This window comes from Muricoccus radiodurans, from assembly GCF_050154705.1.
In the GTDB taxonomy this organism is placed as follows: domain Bacteria; phylum Pseudomonadota; class Alphaproteobacteria; order Acetobacterales; family Acetobacteraceae; genus Roseomonas; species Roseomonas radiodurans.
In genome coordinates this window covers 823,085-842,655 of sequence record NZ_CP189561.1, presented here as the reverse complement: position 1 = coordinate 842,655, position 19,571 = coordinate 823,085, and the positions used below count along the sequence as shown (strand labels likewise).

The following is a 19,571-nucleotide window of genomic DNA, read 5'->3' as shown; positions in this document are numbered from 1 at the left end:
GGGAGAGACAGAGGAGGAGGGGCTCGGCGCTTCCGCTGGTCGCAGGAGAAATGGTCGTGGTCCTTCCATCTGTCGGCACGGCGCGCCGGCTATCGGCGAGAGATCGCGCACCCTCTGAACTGGTAGCGCCGCAGCGCGCTCAGCGATGCTGCATGCGCGAAAATTAATCCGACCTGTTACGTCGGGGGCGCGAGGATGGGTAGCATGATCGAGCCACGCGCATCTGCGCAGCGTTCACGTTCAGGTTGCATATCGATGTGACGCTTACGCGCGTCCCGCCACGTCACTCATCCGGCACATGGGAGTTTCGCCCGGCGCGCATCTACACACTCCGAAGATTGCACGCCCTGCCGTGCATGGGCCGTGTAACGTGTCTACGGCTCGACGGGCCTTAACCTATGTCATGAGCGTTGTGCGTAGCCGGCCTCTATCGCTGAAATGACGCACAAGACTTTGTGAGGATCATAAGTGGAGCACAAAGGCGGCAGGATTCCCGGTTCACCTTGACGATTACGTTATCCATTGAACGCGTCGAGCCGGATTTGCATCTCCTGCAAAGACTGCGGTCCAGGATGGTCCAGGCGGGATCATCGTGCGATAGCGCGCCGATGAACGGAGCTGGTGCAACGTCGCTGCGACGCATCGCGAACAGCGCCTTGCTCGGCGGCGTAGGCGGCGAGCTGTGAGCGACGCACCTGTTAAGGTGGAGCGGGGGCTTCAAAACCGCGTCGATCTCGACGCTTCTCTCGGGCGGGCGGCGCCAGATCGCCTCTGCGTGGCGGCGACGGCGTACCTCCTCGCGCCGGCCCTCCTGTTCCTTGGAAGCTGGGCGCAGCCGTGGATCGGCGTCTCAGGCGTGGTAGCAGGCTTGGCGGCGCTCGCCCTGACCAGAGGGTGGCGGGTGCGGGTGCCGCTGGACACCGGGGCCGCTGTGCTCTGCCTCACTCTTGGACTCGTCTGGGCCGCGGCGACCGGGGCGCATCACCTGGTTTACGCCACGGCCGACTGGGAGATCCGGGACGCCGTGCTGCATGACCTCTCGGCTGGGCCTTGGCCGGTTGCCTACCGCGACGTTGCCGGTGGGGCCGAGACCCTGCTGCGCGCGCCGCTCGGGTTCTACCTGCCGGCCGGGCTGGTGGGCCGGGCGATGGGCTTCCATGTGGCCCAGGCCGCACTTTGGGCGTGGACCGGGCTGGGCTTGGGGCTCGTGCTCACGCTTTTAGCGACGATCGCGCGCGAGGCCTTTCCGGGGCGCCGAGGTGCAGCGGTAACAGTGGCGGGGCTGTTCGTGCTGTTCGGCGGGCTGGATATCCTGCCGAACATGTGGCTCGACGCCGGCGCGGGCATTGGCCCCTTCGGAAGCTGGGGCCGGGGCGGCGAGTGGTGGGCCCGGCTGTTTCAGTATTCGGGGCATGTCACCGCCCTCCTTTGGGCCCCGAACCACGCGCTGCCGGCCTGGCTTGTGGCCCTGCTGCTTCTGCGGCACGGGCGGAACCCGGAGTTCCTCCGCGGGGCGGCGCTGCCCCTGGCTGGCGGGGCGTTCTGGAGCCCTGTCGCGACCGCGGGGGCGGCGGTGCTCGTCGTCGCGTCCGCGTTGCGGCAGGGTGGAAGCGCCATTCTTCGGGCAGCGGTCTCGCCGGTGAACTGGCTCGGCGTGGCACTGGCGGTGCCGGTCTGCCTCTACCTTGTGGCCGGATCGGCAGCGGTCCGGCACGAGGCCCTGCTGTCCGCCTATCTGGCGGGGCGCGCGATCGGAATCTGGGCCTTGTTCCTGATGGTCGAGGTGCTCTGCTGGGCGGCGTTGGCCGCGGTCCTCGTGCGGGGTTGGCTGTTCGGAGTGTCCGTGGCGATGCTCTGCCTCTTGCCGGCGTACATTTTCGGGCCGGGGAACGAGATGACATCGCGGGGCGGGCTGGCCCCGCTGGCGGTGCTGGCGGTGATGTCGGCCGTTGCGCTGCTGGCGCCGGCGGCCAGTCGGGCCCAGCAGGCGGCTCGGGGCGGGCTGGTCGTCTGCGCCGTGCTGGCGACGTTGGGCTCCGCCATGGAGGGCAGCCTGCTCGTGGCGAAACGGCCCTGGGCGGCCAGTGACCACTGCTCCTTTCCCGAGGCGGCGCGCCAGTCCGTGTTCGAGGATTCGACGGACTGGTCGCACTATCTCGCGCCCTGGCCGGAGGCGACGCTCCGTGGCTGGATGCGGGATCCGGTGCGGCGCGACGTACCGCCGCCCGGCGTATCGCCGCCCTGCTGGACGGAAGGAGGGCCGTGAACCGCCTCCATGCCGGCGCCGTAAGGAGCGCGATCGGGATGGCGGGCTCAGGACGGCCTGTCGGGGCGAGTTTGTAAGCGCGGAGCCGCGGTCTCTAGTGAAAATGCGAGGCGTGCGGCTCCTCCGTCTGAAGAGATGCGGGCAGCGCGCCGCGGGCTTGTTTCGCCGGGAGGCTCGGTCCGACTGTCCGAATGCGGGACAGGGGCCCACGAGGGGCGGGGCTGCCGCTCGATTTGCGAGTCCCTGCGGATGGCCGAGGGGCGGATCTGGAGCACGTCCGCCAGCCCCGCACGCCTGGCCTTTCGGGTTCTCGGTAGATCTGAAGCTCCGCGTGCCGACGCGCGGCCGCTCTGACAGGCAGGACGGTCAGGACGTTTGGGAATGAGCTTTTCGGGTTCTGTCGCGACGCCTGGGTCCAGCCCAGACGACCCGAATCCTCAGTCTGCTTCGATCGGGCGTTCCAGAACCGGCATGCGGTCAGGGCGAAGAAGGAGCCCGGCCGATACCAAACGCGACCGTGGCCATGGTCAGGACAGCTGGAGAAAGCTGGACGGCGCCGCAGTTGCGCCGAAGCGGACTACCCCCCGCCCTTCCAGACCGCAGCCCCGCGGGGTAAGCCGCGCGGCGTGTCCGGCCCCCCCCTTCCCGCCGCGCTGACGGTCGTCGTTCCCTGCTACAAGGAAGCAGCCAACGTCGCGCCGATGGTGGCGCGCCTGGATACGGCGCTGCGCGGGATCGCCTGGGAGGCGGTCTTCGTGGACGACGACAGCCCGGACGGCACCGCGGCGGAGGTGCGGGCGGTGGCGGCCCGCGATCCGCGGGTGCGATGCATTCGACGGATCGGGCGCCGCGGGCTCGCCTCGGCCGTCACGGAAGGAGCGCTGGCCTCTTCTGCCGAGTTCGTCGCGGTGATCGACGGGGACCTCCAGCACGACGAGACGATCCTGCCAGCCATGCTCGAGGCGGTGCGCGGCGGAGCGGAGGTGGCCGTGGGGAGCCGCCATGTGGAGGGCGGGGCGGCCAGTGAAGGCTTTTCGGCCGCCCGAGGGGCCGTGAGCGGAGCGGGCACGCGGCTGGCGCAGGCGCTGCTGCCGACCCCCGTGGGCGACCCCATGAGCGGCTTCTTCCTTCTGCGGCGGGACCTGTTCGAGGCGCTGGCGCCGCGGCTCTCAGCGCGCGGGTTCAAGATCCTGCTCGACGTGCTGCTCTCGGCGGGTCGGCCGCTCCGGGTGGCGGAGGTGCCCTATCATTTCCGACCGCGGGAGGCCGGGGAGTCGAAGCTCGACGCGACGGTGCTGCTGGAGTTCGTCGGGCTGCTCCTCGACAAGGCGCTCGGAGGGTGGCTGCCCTGGCGCTTCGTGTCCTTCGCGGCGGTCGGCGCAGTGGGCGTGCTCGTTCACCTCGCGGCGCTCTACGTCGCGGTGGACCTGTTCGGGATCGGCTTCGCCGCGGCGCAATGGGTGGCCACCTTCGTCGCGATGACCGCGAACTTCGTACTGAATAACCGCATCACCTATCGCGACTTGAGGCTCCGGGGGCCGCGGCTGTGGCGGGGGCTTCTGCTCTTCTACCTTGTCTGCGGGATCGGCGCGGTGGCGAACGTCGGCATCGCGGGGCTGCTGTTGCGGGAGGATGTCGTGGGCTGGCGGCTGGCGGGGGCGGCGGGCGCGCTGCTGACAGTGGTGTGGAACTACGCGGTCTCCTCGACCCTCGTCTGGCGCGCCCGATGACGGGGCGCGCGTGAGCGGCTGGGGGCTCGCGCTGGTCGTTGTGACCGCGCTGCGGCTGGGCGCTGCCGCGATCCTGCCAGCGACGCCCGACGAGGCGTATTACTGGGTATGGGCGCGCGATCTGCAGCCGGGCTACCTCGATCACCCGCCGATGGTGGCGCTCTGGATCGCGGCGGGAACGGCACTGATGGGGGATGACCCGCTCGGCATCCGGTCGCTGGGGCCGCTCGGGATCGCCCTGGCATCGGTCGCACTGGCGCGAGCGGGCGACCTGCTCTTCCCGGAGAGCCGGCCCGGCGTCTGGGGCGCGGCGCTGCTGAACGCCACGCCGATGGTGAATGCCGGCGCCGTGCTGATGACGCCGGACACGCCGCTCATCGTGTTCTGGTGTCTTGCCCTCTGGGCGGTCGCGCGGCTGCACGTGTCCGGCGATGGGAGGTGGTGGTTCGTTGTGGGCGCGCTCGCGGGCGCGGCGCTGCTGTCCAAGTATACGGCGCTGCTGTTCGGGCTGGGATTGGTGGCCTGGCTGGTCGCTGTCCCGGCAGCGCGGCAGTGGTGGCGCGACGCGCGGCTCTACGGGGGCGGCCTCGTGGCCGGTGTGGTGTTTCTGCCCGTTGTGCTGTGGAACGCGACGCATGGCTGGGCGTCCTTCGCGAAGCAGGGCGGACGGGCGGGCAGCGGGGAGGGGCTCTCCCTGCGCTTCATCGGGGAGTTGCTCGGCGGACAGCTGGCGCTCGCCTCGCCGGTGATCTTCGGGTTGGCCGTGGCGGGGGTCGGGGTTGCGGCCGCCGCCTGGGCGCGGCGGCGGGGGGCCGGGACCGGGCTGGTGGTGGCGCTCACCTTGCCGGCGGCGGTCGTGTTCCTGTGGCAGGCCACCGGAAGCCGGGTCCAGGGGAACTGGCCCGCGATCCTGTACCCCGCGGGATGCCTGGCCGCGGCATTGGTCGGGGCCGGCTGGCGGCCCTGGGCGCTCGGCGTGGGCGCCGCCATGACGCTCGCCATCGCGGTGCAGGCCAGCCTCTCTCCACTGGACCTCGGGCGGTCGCGGGATCCGACTCTCGCCCGGTTAGGGGGATGGGAAGCGCTGGGCCAGGATGCCGACGCGGCGCGCCGGTCGGCCGGCGCGGCGTTCCTGGCTTCGGAGGAGTACGGGCTCGCGTCGGAGCTGACGCTGCATGTTCCGGCGGGGGTGACGGTGGTCGCGGCCGGCGATCGCTGGCGCTTCTTCTCCCTGCCGGCGCCGGTGCCGGGCCAGGCCGGGCTGATGGTCCGAAGCGTGCGCCGCGGGGAGGGCGCGCCGGACTGGCCCGGGGCCGTCGCGGTCGGGGAGCTGCGGCGAGTGCGGGACGGCGAGGAGGCGGAGCGGTATCGGCTGTACCGGATCGAGACACCTGCCGGTGGATTGCCCGCCGCGGTGCTCCCGCGTCCTCGGCCGCGCAGGGGCCCGTCCGGCTCGGGCCGGGGGCGGGGCGTGGCGGGCCGCCGGCGGCGGCCGGGCCGCGGCTTCGCCCGACGCCACGCGTCCGACGCGACAAACCGACCGTTGTCCCGCTCCCCCGGCCCGTGAAACCTGCGCCTGCCCACACGGGGCAGGGAGGAACAGGAATGGCGGTGAAGCACCGCACGCCCATGCGGCCGGTCCCCTGGCCGCCGCGCGACCCGGCGCCGCGCGCCAGCTACACTTACGCGGTCCACGGCAGCTGGAAATCCGGTGTCCGAGAAACCTTCAAGCGCATCGCCCAGGCCCATGGCATCACCGACGTCTGGGACCTGATCTACTACAACTTCCGCGTCGGGAATCCGGACGAGGTGAACTACTCGCTGAACCGGTATCTCGGCTGCACGAAGACCCTGGACGGGTTCAACTACTGCCTCGATCCGCGCGATGCGTCACCAACGGTCTACATCCCGCCTGTTGGCTTCAAAGGGGAGCGCGCCGTGGACGTGACCGCGCGGAACCTGATCCTGACCACGCTCGGCAGCGCGGCGATGGACCAGATCCGCTTCCGCCTCGGCGACATTATCGTCCATCGCAAGATGTTCGCGCGGGTAGAGGAGCTGATGCGGAGCAAGAGCATTCTGGCGATCGGCATGACCCGGGCGGAGGCACCCAACATCCGCGCCCTGTACAACATGACAATGAACACCATTCAGGTGCGCGATCCCGGTGAGAACACGATGCTCAAGCGCGCGGTGATCGCGCATGAGTCGCTGCACGCGGGGATGGATGCGGAGCTGGTTCCCGGGCTGGTGCTGGACCACGAGGCGGCCGCCCATGTGGCCGAGGCGCTCTACATCTGCGCGAGCACGGTGGACCCGCTGCGCACGATCCGACCGGCGGAGATGAGCGGCACCGCTCCGGCCCATGCACGGGCAGCCATGGTGCTTGCCCTGCGAATCTATGAGCATGGGACGAGGAGCAAGCTGACGCTGTCCATTCCACAGGATGACGCGCAGCTGGCGGCCCTGAGGGAGAGTCTACTCCTGGTATCGGAGTACCGGACCCGGGCCGGGCTGAGCATCGGCAGCAACGGCGTCTGACGCCGGGGGCGCCTGGACGAGGGAGCCACTCGCCAGGGCAGGTCGCGGGGATGGCAGGCGATCGGAGCGCGCCGCCGGCCGAGGGCATGCCGAAACGCGCGTCCTGCGTCCCGGCCCGGCGATCGGCCCGCGCGGCCCTAGGGCCGCGGGCGGGAGAGTCTCGCGGCCGGCGTTGCGGAAGCGGGCCGTTGCCGGCCGGTCCGACCGGGCGGGATGAGAGATCGTAACTTGAACGCCCGCTCCGGCGAACGATCTCTTGACGGCCCCTTGAAGGAGTTCCCGATGTTGATCCGTATCTGCCGCGGCTGGGAGTTGCCCGAGAGCGCGGTGACGCCGGAATCGGTGGTCATGGGGCGGCGGGCGGCGATCGGGGCGGGGGCCGGGCTGATCGGCGGGGCTGTCCTGCCGGCCCGGGCGCAGGCGCAGGGTCAGGCCATGCGGAACCCCCGCTACCGGCCGGAGCGGGACATCACGCCGGAGCGGGATGCCACGACCTACAACAACTACTACGAATTCAATATGTCGAAGGACGTGGTGCGCCAGGCGTCCCGGCTACGGGTGAGCCCCTGGTCCATCAAGATCGAAGGGCTCGTCGCGCAGGAGCGGGAGATCGGGCTGGAGGATCTGCTGCGCCAGGTCCGGCTGGAGGAGCGGGTCTATCGGCACCGTTGCGTCGAGGCCTGGTCCATGGTCGTGCCCTGGACGGGCTTCCCGATGTCGGAGTTGGTGCGCCTCGCGCAGCCGAAGCCCGAGGCGAAGTATGTCCTGTTCGAGACGGCGGTGCAGCGCGACACCATGCCGGGGCTGCGGCAGAACTGGTACCCCTGGCCCTATACCGAGGGGCTGACGGTGGCGGAGGCGCAGAACGAACTCGCCTTCGTGGTCACCGGCATGTACGGCAAGCCGCTGCCGCCGCAGAACGGTGCGCCGATCCGCATCCACGTGCCGTGGAAATACGGGTTCAAGTCCGGGAAGTCGATCGTGCGGGTGCGCTTCCAGACCGAGCGTCCGAGCACCTTCTGGGAAGCGCTCCAGTCCACCGAGTACGGCTTCTGGGCAAATGTGAACCCGGAGGTCGCACACCCCCGCTGGAGCCAGGCCAGCGAGCGCGTGCTGGGGACGAACGAGCGCGTGCCGACTCGCCTCTTCAACGGGTACGGTGAGTTCGTGGCGGGGCTCTACACGAACCTGCAGAACGAGCGGCTCTGGGCCTGACCGGGAGCGTTCCCGTACGGGGTCAGGCCCGGCGGTAGACCTGGGCCACGGCGCCGGCCGGAAAGGCGGTGCTGGAGACGAGGCGGAGATCGAGCGGCGCGGGAAGCTTGGCGAAGAGCGGCGGGCCGCCGCCGAGCGCGACGGGATGGATCATCAGCCGGAATTCGTCCACGAGCCCGCGACGGACGAGATCCTGCGCAATGGCGGCGCCGCCATGGGCCAGGATCGGCTTTCCGGGCTCGCGCTTGAGGGTGGCGATCTCTTCGGACAGGTCCCCGGTGACCACGCGGGCCTGCGCCCAGCTTTGCCCGTGCGGGGCAGACGTGGCTGGCTGTGGGCCAGCTGCGCCGCGAACGGCGTTCGCACTCTCCGTGGTGGGGCGGGCCTCTTCGGGGCCATGGCGGGAAAAAACGACCTTCGGGATCGCGTTCATCGGCGCGGCATAGGGCTCGTCGGAGGTCGGCCAATGGGCCTCCATGTCACGGAACGTGCGGCGACCCATGGCGTGAAGGCCGGCGCCTCGGAGCGTGGCAACCACCCACTCCGTCGCGGCGGGGTCGAGGGACGAGAAAATCCAGTCCACCTCTCCGTTCGGGCCGGCGACGAAGCCGTCGATCGACAGGTGCATCTTGAGAACCAGGTCGCGCATCGCCGCATCCAGTGGTTGGCGGCCTGAGGACGATCGAGGGGCGTCAGATCCGACAGGGCGACCGCACGAGATATCAGGCGAGGAGTCGTCGGGCCTCGGCGATGACACGGATGGCTTCGCTCCAGAGGCCGAGCGCGGGAAGTTCGTCGGGGGCGAAGAAGCGGGCTTCGGTCACGTCGTCGCCCGGGGTGGGGGCACCGGCGGCCCAGCGGGCGGCGAAGTCCACGATGGTGTAGTGGAAGCGGACAGCGCCGGCATCGTCCCGCTGGACCACGTCCACGCAGGCAGCCAGGGCGAGAGGACCGACCTCGATGCCCGCTTCCTCGCGGAGCTCGCGTCGGGCGGCGGCCTCGGCCGTCTCACCGAGGTGCTGGGCGCCGCCCGGGATAGACCACTCGCCGATGCGGGGCGGGCGGCCGCGGCGGACGAGGAGGACGTCGTCGCCGTGGAGGCAGATCAGGCCGATGCCGACCCAGGGGCGATCCGGATACTCGCGGGCGCTCAATTCGAAGGGGCCGCGGCCCCGGCCGCCGAAGGTTGCGTCGCCGGCGCCTCGGGCGCGTTGGGACGGGGCGGGTCCTCGCGCCGGCGAAGGTCGTCGAGGCTGGGAGCGAAGGCCTTCGCCTTCCAGCTTCCGACCTGATAGGCCCAACCGTTCCAGCGCGCGTTCAGGCGGGCGGCCTCGTCGCTGCCCTCCGCGGTCAGGCGGACCCAGACGTCGTTGCCCGAGGTACGGACACGGGCGTTGATGACGAGGCCGTCCGTCAGGAAGAAGCGGGATTCCCCGGCCGCGTCGCCGGGCATCTCGGCCTCTCGGCGTACGTCGAGAAGGGACAGGGCCTCCAGGGCGCGGCCGACCTCGTCGAGCGCGATGTCATCGGCGGGCGGCGCGTCGCCCGGAAGGGCGATCGTGAGAGGCGCGTCGAGGTCGCCATCCCGGAGCAGCTCGGTCGTGTGGCCGTCGCGGACGGAGATGACGCGCCGCACGCGCTCATGCGGGAGGTTGGCGACCTCGCGATCGATCCAGAGCTGGGGGTCGGCGTCCACGGGCAGGCGGCCCTCGCCCAGCCAGGACTGGTTCTCCTCGGGGCGTCGGACATACACGGATTCCGGAACGCCGCCCTGGGTCCGCATGCGGCGGCGGCCGACGATGAGGGCGGCCACGGGGGAATTGTTGCCGTCCAGCACGCGGAGGAGGGCGGCGGTGGAGTTCGGGCTGCCGGGGGTGTCGAGGCCGAGGCGGCTCAGGGAGTCCGGATCGGCGGTGCGGCGCTCGGTCAGGCGGAGTTCGGTCAGGCCGGTCAGGAGCTCACGCACGCGATCGCCACGGGCGGGGTAGCCACCCTTCTGGGGCAACGTCCAGACGTCGTTCGCGCCGCGGACGACGGTCAGGGTGGCATTGCCCTGCCGCACTTCGATCCGGCGGGCATTGGCCAGCTGCGGGGCGAGGTTCGGGAAGGCAAGGGGGGATTCCGAAGGGGTCGGCGCGTCGGGCGTGCGGGGCGCCAGCAAAACCGCGGCGGCGGCCACGGCCACGGCGGTGCCACCGAGAGCGACGAGGTGGCGGCGGTTCATCGGCATGGCGCGGTGACCTGCGGGCGCGGGGGGCGCCCGAGCGGCAAGGGGCGGGGATGGTCTTTCATGCGTCCGCGCCCGTTCAGGCGCGGGCCGCGGCGCGGCGACGCAGGCGCACCACGGCGAGGCCAATCGCGAAGGCCGTGATGAGCACCGGCACGAGGGCGATGTTCAGGATGCGGAGCCAGGACTCCAGCCCCTCGATCCCGCGGCGCAGGTCGCGCTGGACGGTGCGGAGCTGCTGGCGGGTGCGGACGATCTCCTCCCGCGCGCGGTCGATCTCGGCCCGCTGCTCGGCGGTGATGACCGTGGCGGTGGCCGCGGTGCCGCCTCCCGGGCCCTGTCGGAGTTCGCGCAGGCGGCGCTCGGTGACTTGCAGGCGCTCCTGCAGACCGCGCTCGGTCTGGCGGTACTGGGCCTCCGCCTCGCGGCGCATCCCCTCGACCAGGGTGAAGGGGCGCAGGCTCTCGCCACGGGAGCGGAGCGAGATGAGGGCGTCGCCGCCGGCGAGGGTGTCGGCGAGGTTGGCTAGCAGAGCGCCGTTGTCGCTGGTGGGCGTCGCGACCGACTGGCCGAAGAAGTCCTGCACGCGGACCCAGAAGCGGTCCTCCAGGAGGTCGGCATCGTTGCCGATCACGAGGTTGGCCGGACTGGCAGTCGCGTTGATGTGGGCCGGGAGGTCACCGGCGCGCTCCGTGCCCTCCGGCAGATCCGGCGGACCGTTCGGGAACGCAGAGTTGAGGGTGCCGCGGACGCGGGCAAGGAGGGTGCGGCGGATGCCGTCCGAGCGGAACTCGGCGAGGAGGCGGGCGGGGTCCGGCGCCTCCCGCACCCGGACCACGTCTAGCAACATGGATTGCGGGGAGGTGGTCAGAAGGGGCGTCAGCTCGATCGCCGCACCTTCCTTCCGGCGGACCTCGCCGGCGCTGGCGAGGGTGACCTGGGAGAGATCGGCGGTGGCCACGTCCGAGCGGTTCAGGCTGTCGCCCTGGAGGTTGTACCAGGCGAGGTAGTCCACACCCTGCACTCGGTCCTGCGGGTTGGAACGGACGCGCCAGGCGCCACGGGGGTCGAGCACGACCCTATTGGTCGGCGCCTCGATGCCCCAGGCGCCGTAGAGGCGGTCGAGGTTGGAGGCGGTGTTGGTGTTTGGGCGCCCGCTCGGGTCGGGGCGGCTGAGCTGGCTCTCGCTGTGCGGGTCCGTCAGCGCGAGGAGGCGGCCGCCGCGCATCACGAACTGATCGATGGCGTAGAGGGTGGGCTCGGACAGGTTCTGGGCGTGGGCGACCATCAGAACCTGCACGTCCGCGGGGATCACCTGAGCATCGAGCGGGACGTCGCGGACGGTGAAGAACTGCCGCAGGCCGTTCAAGGCCTGGAAGGGCTGCCCGGCACCGGGGGTGCGCATCATCATCGCGCGCGGATCGCCGCTCAGCGGCAGCGACGACATCACGCCCATGACCGGACGGCGCGGGTTCGACAGCTCATAGACCAGGCGCGTCAGGTCGTATTCTAAGAAGCGCTCGCGATCCGGCTGAAAGAAGGGGATCGTGCGCTCGTCGTCGAGCAGGTTCACGCCGGCGAGACCGAAGTAGATCTGCTCGCCGGACTGGTCCACGGGGACGCCCTGGAGGCCGTAGGCGAGGGCGCGGTCCTCGGTCTCGGAGAAGGGCTCGGGGTCCAGGAATTCGAGACGGATCTTGCCGTCGGCAAGGGCGACGTACTCCCGCAGCATCTCCCGGACGCGGTCGGCGTAGGCGCCGAAGGCCGGGATCGAGGCGCCGAGGCGGCGGGAGTAGAAAAGGCGGAGCGTGATCTGGTCGCGTAAGCCACCGAGGACCTGCCGGGTGCCGTCGGCCAGCGTGTAGAGGCGCTGCTGCGTCAGGTCGACGCGCGCGCGAGCGAGGCTCCGGTCGGCCAGGATGTTCACGCCGATAGCCAGCGCCACGGCGGCGATCAGGGCACCGACCGAGAGCCAGGCGCGGCGGCCGCGCGGCTTGGGTACGACGGGGACGGGCGGGGTGGTGGCGTCGCTCACGGGATCAGTCAGCCTTGCGGAGATCGACGGCGATGGCGTTGGCGAAGAGCCAGACGACGATGAAGGAGAGGAAGAAGATCACGTCCCGAAGCGCGATGATGCCGCGCGAGAAGGATTGCAGCCGGTCGGTGACGGAGATGCCGCGGGCGATGTCCGCCAGGACCGGGACGTTGGTGGAGAGGAATTCCGTGACCACGGGCGTGCCGGCGGCGGAGAAGAGGAAGCAGACGGCGACCGCGAGGACGAAGGCGATGACCTGGTTCTTCGTGAGGGCCGAGAGCGCGGCGCCGATGGCGAGGTAGGCGCCGGCCACCATCAGGCAGCCGACATAGCCGGCGGCGATGACGCCGTTGTCGGGGTCGCCGAGGACGTTCACCGTGATGATCAGCGGGAAGGTCAGGGCGAGCGCGATGGCGCAGAAGGCCCAGGCGGCGAGGAACTTGCCGGTGACGGCCTGCCACTGCGGGATGGGCAGTGTCAGGAGGAGCTCGATGGTGCCCAGGCGGCGCTCCTCCGCCCAGAGGCGCATGGTGATGGCGGGCACGAGGAAGAGGAAGAGCCAGGGCACGAAAGCGAAGAACGGCGCGAGGTCGGCGCTGCCGCGGGCGAAGAAGTTGCCGAGCGTGAAGGTCAGCGTGCCGGAGAGCACGAGGAAGATGACGATGAAGACGTAGGCGACGGGCGTGGCGAAGTAGCCGGCGAGCTCACGCCGGGCGACGGTGAGGATGCCGGACATCAGGCCGCGACCCCCGGCGTCTCGATCCTGGGCTGGTCGGTGGGCGCGGTCATGGTCAGCTCGCGGAACACGGCGTCGAGGTTCGGGCCGCGGCGCATCAGGTCCGCGGGGGCGGCGTCCGCCACGATCCGGCCCTGGGCGATGACGATGGCGCGGGTGCAGACAGCGCCCACCTCCTCCAGGATGTGGGTGGAGATGACCATCGCCTTCGTCGGCGCCATGCGCTCGATGAGGGTGCGGACCTCGTGCTTCTGGTTGGGGTCCAGGCCGTCCGTGGGCTCGTCGAGGACCAGGACGGGCGGGTCGTGCAGCAGCGCCTGGGCGAGGCCGACGCGGCGCTTGAAGCCCTTCGACAGGGTCTCGATCGGTTGCAGGCGCACGCCCTCAAGGGTCGTCATGCCCATGGCGGCGTGGACGCGGTCGATGGCCTCGGAACCGCGGTAGCGGCGGGCGCGGGCGACGAAGGTGAGGAAGCCCTCGACCGTCATCTCGGGGTAGGTGGGAGCGCCTTCGGGGAGGAAGCCCAGCAGACGCTTCGCCTCGACCGGGTGGTCGATCACGTCCTCCCCCATGATGCGGGCGGTGCCCGACGTGGGGGTCATGAAGCCGGCCAGCATTCGCATGGTCGTGGACTTGCCGGCGCCGTTGGGGCCGAGGAAGCCGAGCACCTCGCCGGCGTCCACCCGGAAGGAGATGTCGTCGACCGCGGTGAAGGCGCCGAAGCGCTTGGTCAGGCGCTCGATGTCGATGTGCGGGACGTGCACGTCGTCGAGCGGGTCGTCCACGGGCAGCTTGGCCACGGGTTACTCCAGTCCGGCGCCCGCCCCCCCGGCGAGCGCCGCGGAGGGGTAGGACCGGGCGGCGCGGGGCGCAAGCCCCGTCCCCGGTTCAGCCGGCGGCGAGCGGCTTCAAGGTCAGGTCGTGGTCGAAGAGGGTGAGGAGGTCGCGGGCGGCGCGGCCCCGGGGGGTGGCGGACAGGTCGGGATCGCGCTCCAGAAGAAGGGTCGCGTCCTGGTGGGCGATGCGGACCAGGGGGGCGTGGCGCTGGGGGTCGGCGATGCGGCGGCCCATCTGGCCGGCCTGGCGGGTGCCGAGGGCATCGCCGCCGCCGCGGAAGTCGAGGTCGGCGTCGGCGATGACGAAGCCGTCCTCCGTGTCACGGATGACGGCGAGGCGGCGCTTCTCGCCCTCCACGAGTTCGGAGCTTGGTAACAGGAGGCAATAGGACTGGGCCGTGCCGCGTCCCACGCGCCCCCGGAGCTGGTGCAGGGCGGAGAGGCCGAAGCGCTCGGCCTGCTCGATGATCATGATGGTGGCCTCGGGGACGTCGACGCCGACCTCCACGACCGTTGTCGCCACGAGGAGTTGGGCGCGGCCCGCAGCGAAGTCGGAGAGGGCGGCCTCTCGGACCTCAAGGGTCTGGGCGCCGTGGGCGAGGCGGACCCTCTCCCCGAAGACCTCTTTCAGGGCGGCGAAGGTGGTCTCGGCGGCGACGTTGTCGTGGGCCTCGCCCTCCTCGATGGCACGGACGACCCAGTAGGCGCGGTCTCCCTTGTCGAAGGCGCGGCGGAGAGCGGCGAGGACCTCGTCGCGGCGGTCCCGGTTGATGATGCGGGTGACGATCGGCTTGCGGCCGGCGGGGCGGCCTTCGAGGCGGGAGACGGCCATCTCGCCCCATTGGGTGAGGAGAAGGGTTCGGGGAATGGGCGTGGCGGTCATGACCAGGACGTCGGTCTCGGTGCCCTTCTCGGTCAGCATCAGGCGCTGGGCGACGCCGAAGCGGTGCTGCTCGTCCACCACCACCAGGGCGAGGTCACGGAAGGCGACGCCCTCCTGGAACAGGGCGTGGGTGCCGATGACGAGGGGAAGGGAGCCCTCGGCAAGGCGGCGGAGGACGCGGGATCGTTCCTTGCCCTTCACGCTGCCGGCGAGGAGGGCGCACTCGACCCCCGCGGCGCCGGCCAGGCGCTGGAACGTGCGGAGATGCTGGCGCGCCAGGATTTCCGTGGGCGCCATGATGGCGGCCTGTGCCCCTGACTCGACGGCACGGAGCATGGCCAGGAGGGCGACGAGGGTCTTGCCGCTGCCGACGTCGCCCTGGAGCAGACGGAGCATCCGGCGGGGGGCGGCGAGGTCGGCGTCGATCTCCCTGAGGGCGTGGGCCTGGGCCTCGGTCGGCTTGTGGCCGAAGGCGGCCAGGGCCTTCTCGCGCAGGACGCCGTCGCCGGTGAGGGAGCGGCCGGGCCGGGTGAGGACGGCGCGGCGGACGAGGCCGATGGCAATCTGCCCGGCCAGCAGCTCGTCATAGGCCAGGCGGTCCGTCGCCTCCTGGGGCGGGATGGACGTCGGAGCCTGGAGCACGCGGAGGGAGGCGGTGAAGCTCGACCACCGGCGGCGCTGGAGGAGGGCCGCGTCGCCCCACTCCGCAACCTCCGGAAGACGGGCGAGGGAGGCGGCGACGGCCTTCTGCATATCCTTCGGGCCCAGCCCCTTCACCAGGGGCCAGATCGGCTGGAGGTCAGGGATGGTGTCGGGGGGCGAGACGAAGTCCGGCGCGTCCATCTGCCAGCGCGGGCCATAGCGGCGGACGCGCCCGGAGACGGTGCGGGCGGCGCCCTCCGGGAAGGCTCGAGCCAGCCAGGGGCCGACCCAACGGGCGCGTAGAAAGTAGACGAGGTCGATGAGGGCGCGTTCGCTGCTGCACTTCACCACCCAGGGCTGGGAGGGGTTGCGAGGGGCGGTCACGGACTCCACGAGAACGGGGACGGTCGCGATGTCGCCGTCGGCGGCCTCGGACAGGCGGGTGACGCGGCGGCGGTCCACGTAGCGCTCGGGCAGGTGGAAGAGGAGGTCGAGGACCCGCGGGCCCGCGGCGGTGGCGAGCAGGCGCGCCTTCCCGGCCACCTCCGGAACCTCGTCCAGGGGCGCGAGCAGGGGGCGGAGGTGCGGGGAGGGGTCTTGGTCCTGGGCTGGCATGATTCGGCGCGGGGTTTATATGGCACCGCACGAACAGATGCCGAACGGGGGTCCGGATGGACAATCAGGGGGGCGAACTGTCGCCGCGCCGACGGCGTTTGCTGTTCCGGGCGCGGCACCGCGGCACGAAGGAGGCGGACCTGCTGGTCGGCGGCTTCGTCTCGGCGCACATCGCCGGGATGACGGAGCCGGAGCTGGATGCCGTGGAGGAATTGCTGGAGTTGCCGGACGTGGACCTCGCGGACTGGCTGTCGGGCCGGCGGCCGGTCCCGCCGGCGCTTCGCTCACCCATGATGATCCGCCTTCTGGAGGCGAGCTCGGTGACCGGCGCCGGCGTGCCGGACGGGGTGCGGACGCGCTGATGCCTGGGTTGAACGTTTATGGTGCGCCCGAGGGATATGACGGGCTGCTGGTGGCACGGCGGCGTGCCGAGGAGTCGGGCGGAGTCCTGCATGTCTGCCGGGACGACGCGCGGATGCAGCGCATGGCGGAGGCGCTCGGGTTCTTCGCGCCCGGCGCGGAGGTGCTGCTCTTCCCCGCCTGGGACTGCCTTCCCTATGACCGCGTTTCGCCGAATCCGGAGATCATCGCGGAGCGGGTCGCGACGCTGACACGGCTGATGGAGAAGGCGACCAGGCCGCGCATCGTGCTGACGACGGTGAACGCGCTGGTGCAGCGCGTGCCGCCGCGCGCGGTGTTCGCCGGGGCGACCATGCGGCTGGCCAAGGGCGGGCAGGTCGATCCGGAGACGCTCGCGGGTTTCCTGGAGGCGAATGGTTACGGCCGGGCCGGGACGGTGATGGAGCCGGGCGAGTACGCCGTACGCGGCGGGATCGTGGATCTCTATCCGGCCGGGGAATCGGACCCGGTGCGGCTGGACCTGTTCGGGGACGAGATCGAAAGCATCCGGCGCTTCGACACGGGGACGCAGCGGTCGGGCGAGGCGCTGGACGAGCTCTGGCTGCGGCCGATGGGGGAGGTGTTCCTTGATCCGCCCTCCATCGCGCGGTTCCGGACGGAGTACCGGGAGCTGTTCGGGTCGGCGGCGGGAGACGATCCGCTTTACGTCAGCGTCTCCGCCGGGAAGCGGCACCCGGGGATGGAGCACTGGGCCGGGCTGTTCCACGAGAGCATGGAGACGCTGCTCGACTACATTGGGTCGGCTTCGGTCAGCCTCGATCATCAAGCGGAAGACGCGCTCGAGGCGCGGCTGGAGATGATCGCGGATCACTACCAGGCGCGCCGGGCGCCCCCGAGGGAGGGGGAGGTTCCATACCGGCCGGCGCCGCCAGGGCGGCTCTATCTGGACCGTAAGGGCTGGGATGCGATGCTCTCGGGCGGGCCGCTGCTGCGATTCAATCCGTTCGGGAAGGCCGAGGGCGCGGACGGGATCGAGGCCGGTGGGCGGCAGGGTCGGCTCTTCACCGATGTGCGGGCGGCCGGCGGGAACGTGTTCCAGGCATTTCACGAGCACGCGGACGCCATGGCGGGGCAGGGGCGCCGGGCCGTGCTGGCGGGGTGGACGCGCGGGTCGCGGGACCGGCTGGCGAACCTGCTGCGGGAAGCGCGCGTGCCGACGCAGACCGTGGATGACTGGGCGGCCGTGCAGAAGCTGCCGAAGGGCGTGGTCGGCCTGGGCGTCTGGGGCGTGGAGCGGGGCTTCATCGGCGCGCCCGGTGCTGACGGGGAGCCTGGCATCTCCGTCACGGGAGAGCAGGACCTGCTCGGCGACCGCATCGCGCGGCCGCCGCGGCGGCGGAAGCGGGCCGACCAGTTCATCGCGGACGCGACGGAGATCGCAGAGGGCGACCTGGTCGTTCATGCCGACCACGGGATCGGGCGGTATGACGGGTTGCAGACGGTGGAGGTGACCGGGGCGCCGCATGACTGCCTGAGGCTGCTGTATGACGGCGGGGACAAGCTGTTCCTGCCGGTCGAGAACATCGAGGTCCTGACTCGCTTCGGCTCGGATTCGGCGGGCGTCGCGCTGGACAAGCTGGGCGGCGTGTCCTGGCAGAATCGCAAGGCGAAGGCCAAGCAGCGTATCCAGGACATGGCGGGACAGCTGATCCGCACTGCCGCCGAGCGGCAGGTGAAGGAGGGCGTGATGGCCACCCCGCCGGAGGGGGCCTGGGACGAGTTCTGCGCGCGCTTCCCCTTCGCCGAGACGGACGACCAGCTTCGCGCGATCTCGGACGTGCTGGAGGACCTGTCCGCAGGGCGGCCGATGGACCGGCTGGTCTGCGGCGATGTCGGCTTCGGCAAGACGGAGGTGGCGCTGCGGGCCGCCTTCGTGGTGGCGATGACCGGCGCGCAGGTCGCGGTGGTGGTGCCGACCACACTGCTCTCGCGCCAGCATTTCCGGACCTTCTCGGCCCGGTTCGAGGGGCTCCCGGTGAAGGTGGCGCAGCTCTCCCGCATGGTGACCGCGAAGGAGCAGGCGGCGGTGCGGGCGGGGCTGAAGGACGGCACCATCAACATCGTGGTGGGCACCCATGCGGTGCTGGCCAAGGGCGTCGAGTTCGCGGACCTCGGATTGGTGATCGTCGACGAGGAGCAGCATTTCGGCGTGGCGCACAAGGAACGGTTGAAGTCGCTGAAGGCCGACGTGCACGTGCTCACGCTCACCGCGACGCCCATTCCACGGACGCTGCAACTCGCGCTCTCCGGCGTGCGGGAGATGAGCGTGATCGCGACGCCGCCGGTGGACCGGCTCGCCGTTCGGACCTTCATCATGCCCTGGGACAGCGTGGTGATCCGGGAGGCGATCCTGCGGGAACGCTTCCGCGGGGGGCAGGTGTTCTGCGTCGTGCCGCGGCTGGAAGATCTGCCGAAGGTCTCGGAGCGACTGGCGGAGATCGTGCCGGACGTGCGGGTCGCGCAGGCGCATGGGCGTCTCTCGCCGACCGAGCTCGAGCGTGTCATGACGGAGTTCGGGGACCAGAAATACGACGTGCTGCTGTCCACGAACATCGTGGAGAGCGGGCTGGACATGCCGGCCGTCAACACCTTGCTGATCCACCGGGCCGACATGTTCGGGCTGGCGCAGCTCTATCAGCTCCGCGGACGGGTCGGGCGCGGAAAGCAGCGGGGCTACGCCTATCTCACCTGGCCGCAGTCGCACCGGCTCTCGGCGGCGGCCGAGAAGCGGCTGGAGGTGATGCAGACGCTGGATAATCTCGGGGCGGGGTTCACGCTCGCGTCGCATGACCTGGATATCCGTGGCGCCGGCAACCTGCTGGGCGACGAGCAATCCGGGCACGTCCGGGAGGTCGGGATCGAGCTTTACCAGCAGATGCTGGAAAGCGCGGTGCAGGATATTCGCAACCGCCAGCGCGGCAAGGACGGGCGGCGGGGGGAATTCGTGGACCGCGACTGGACGCCGCAGATCAACCTCGGACTGCCGGTGCTGATCCCGGAGGATTACGTGCGCGACCTGCCGGTTCGGTTGGGCCTGTATCGCCGCATCGGCGGGCTGGCGAGCGAGGCGGAGGTGGAGGCGATGGCGGCGGAGCTGGCCGACCGCTTCGGCCCGGTGCCGGAGGAGGTGGAGAACCTGCTTCAGGTCGTCTCCATCAAGCGGATGTGCCGGGAAGCTGGGGTGGAGAAGCTGGATGCCGGGCCGAAGGGCGTGGTGGTGGCGTTCCGCAAGAACCGCTTCGTGAACCCGGGCGGGCTGGTGGCTTGGGTCGCGGCCCAGAAGGGTACGGTGAAGCTGCGCCCCGACCACAAGCTGGCGGTGGTGCGGGAGATGGATCTGAAGCAGCGCGTGAAGGTGGCGCGGGAAATCCTCGACGCGCTGCTGCGGGTCGCGGTGGAGGCGAAGGCGGCCTGATCCCGCGCTC

The 19,571-nt window shown here is 70.9% G+C and carries 14 protein-coding genes; 7 read left to right on the top strand and 7 right to left on the bottom strand.

All coding sequences use genetic code 11. The features are described from left to right. Nucleotides 1-775: 775 nt before the first annotated feature. The 5 genes from ACP6CK_RS04100 to msrP all read left to right on the top strand — a co-directional run bounded on the left by ACP6CK_RS04100 (nucleotide 776) and on the right by msrP (nucleotide 7,752). Nucleotides 776-2,266, top strand: a complete 1,491-nt coding sequence (locus ACP6CK_RS04100) for a hypothetical protein (RefSeq protein ID WP_426957519.1) — start codon at nucleotides 776-778, stop codon at nucleotides 2,264-2,266. 626 nt (nucleotides 2,267-2,892) lie between these two features. Next, on the top strand, nucleotides 2,893-3,996 hold the full coding sequence (locus tag ACP6CK_RS04095) for a glycosyltransferase (RefSeq protein WP_426957517.1): 1,104 nt from the start codon (nucleotides 2,893-2,895) through the stop codon (nucleotides 3,994-3,996). 10 nt (nucleotides 3,997-4,006) lie between these two features. After that, the gene (locus ACP6CK_RS04090) at nucleotides 4,007-5,563 is read left to right on the top strand and encodes a glycosyltransferase family 39 protein (RefSeq protein WP_426957515.1); all 1,557 of its coding nucleotides are present in this window, start codon (nucleotides 4,007-4,009) and stop codon (nucleotides 5,561-5,563) included. Nucleotides 5,564-5,601: 38 nt separating this feature from the next. After that, nucleotides 5,602-6,537, top strand: coding sequence for a hypothetical protein (locus ACP6CK_RS04085; protein ID WP_426957513.1), 936 nt, complete (start codon nucleotides 5,602-5,604; stop codon nucleotides 6,535-6,537). 282 nt (nucleotides 6,538-6,819) lie between these two features. Then, nucleotides 6,820-7,752, top strand: coding sequence for a protein-methionine-sulfoxide reductase catalytic subunit MsrP (msrP, locus tag ACP6CK_RS04080; protein WP_426957511.1), 933 nt, complete (start codon nucleotides 6,820-6,822; stop codon nucleotides 7,750-7,752). A 22-nt stretch (nucleotides 7,753-7,774) separates the two neighbouring features. Here msrP and ACP6CK_RS04075 read toward each other — a convergent pair whose 3' ends face one another. From ACP6CK_RS04075 to recG, 7 genes are all read right to left on the bottom strand, one after another. After that, complete coding sequence (locus ACP6CK_RS04075) at nucleotides 7,775-8,401, bottom strand: dihydrofolate reductase family protein (protein ID WP_426957509.1); 627 nt, start codon at nucleotides 8,399-8,401, stop codon at nucleotides 7,775-7,777. Between the two features lie 73 nt (nucleotides 8,402-8,474). After that, nucleotides 8,475-8,906, bottom strand: coding sequence for an NUDIX hydrolase (locus tag ACP6CK_RS04070; protein ID WP_426957507.1), 432 nt, complete (start codon nucleotides 8,904-8,906; stop codon nucleotides 8,475-8,477). Continuing rightward, entirely contained in the window at nucleotides 8,903-9,982 is a 1,080-nt protein-coding gene (locus tag ACP6CK_RS04065; RefSeq protein WP_426957505.1) for a DUF4340 domain-containing protein, read from the bottom strand. Before ACP6CK_RS04065 ends, ACP6CK_RS04070 begins: the two co-directional genes overlap by 4 nt. Nucleotides 9,983-10,058: 76 nt before the next feature. Continuing rightward, the gene (locus tag ACP6CK_RS04060; protein ID WP_426957503.1) at nucleotides 10,059-12,014 is read right to left on the bottom strand and encodes a GldG family protein; all 1,956 of its coding nucleotides are present in this window, start codon (nucleotides 12,012-12,014) and stop codon (nucleotides 10,059-10,061) included. A 4-nt stretch (nucleotides 12,015-12,018) separates the two neighbouring features. Next, nucleotides 12,019-12,750, bottom strand: a complete 732-nt coding sequence (locus ACP6CK_RS04055) for an ABC transporter permease (RefSeq protein ID WP_426957501.1) — start codon at nucleotides 12,748-12,750, stop codon at nucleotides 12,019-12,021. Further along, nucleotides 12,750-13,550, bottom strand: a complete 801-nt coding sequence (locus ACP6CK_RS04050; RefSeq protein ID WP_426957499.1) for an ABC transporter ATP-binding protein — start codon at nucleotides 13,548-13,550, stop codon at nucleotides 12,750-12,752. The genes ACP6CK_RS04055 and ACP6CK_RS04050 overlap by 1 nt, the downstream gene beginning before the upstream one ends. 88 nt (nucleotides 13,551-13,638) lie before the next feature. Continuing rightward, the gene (gene recG, locus ACP6CK_RS04045) at nucleotides 13,639-15,726 is read right to left on the bottom strand and encodes an ATP-dependent DNA helicase RecG (RefSeq protein ID WP_426957497.1); all 2,088 of its coding nucleotides are present in this window, start codon (nucleotides 15,724-15,726) and stop codon (nucleotides 13,639-13,641) included. Between the two features lie 56 nt (nucleotides 15,727-15,782). Between recG and ACP6CK_RS04040 the strand changes: the two genes are divergently transcribed. Both ACP6CK_RS04040 and mfd read left to right on the top strand, forming a co-directional pair. Then, nucleotides 15,783-16,088 carry a succinate dehydrogenase assembly factor 2 gene (locus ACP6CK_RS04040; RefSeq protein ID WP_426957495.1) on the top strand — a complete coding sequence of 102 codons (306 nt, stop codon included), beginning with the start codon at nucleotides 15,783-15,785 and terminating at the stop codon, nucleotides 16,086-16,088. Next, nucleotides 16,088-19,561, top strand: a complete 3,474-nt coding sequence (gene mfd / locus ACP6CK_RS04035) for a transcription-repair coupling factor (protein WP_426957493.1) — start codon at nucleotides 16,088-16,090, stop codon at nucleotides 19,559-19,561. Before ACP6CK_RS04040 ends, mfd begins: the two co-directional genes overlap by 1 nt. The last annotated feature ends 10 nt before the right edge of the window (nucleotides 19,562-19,571 follow it).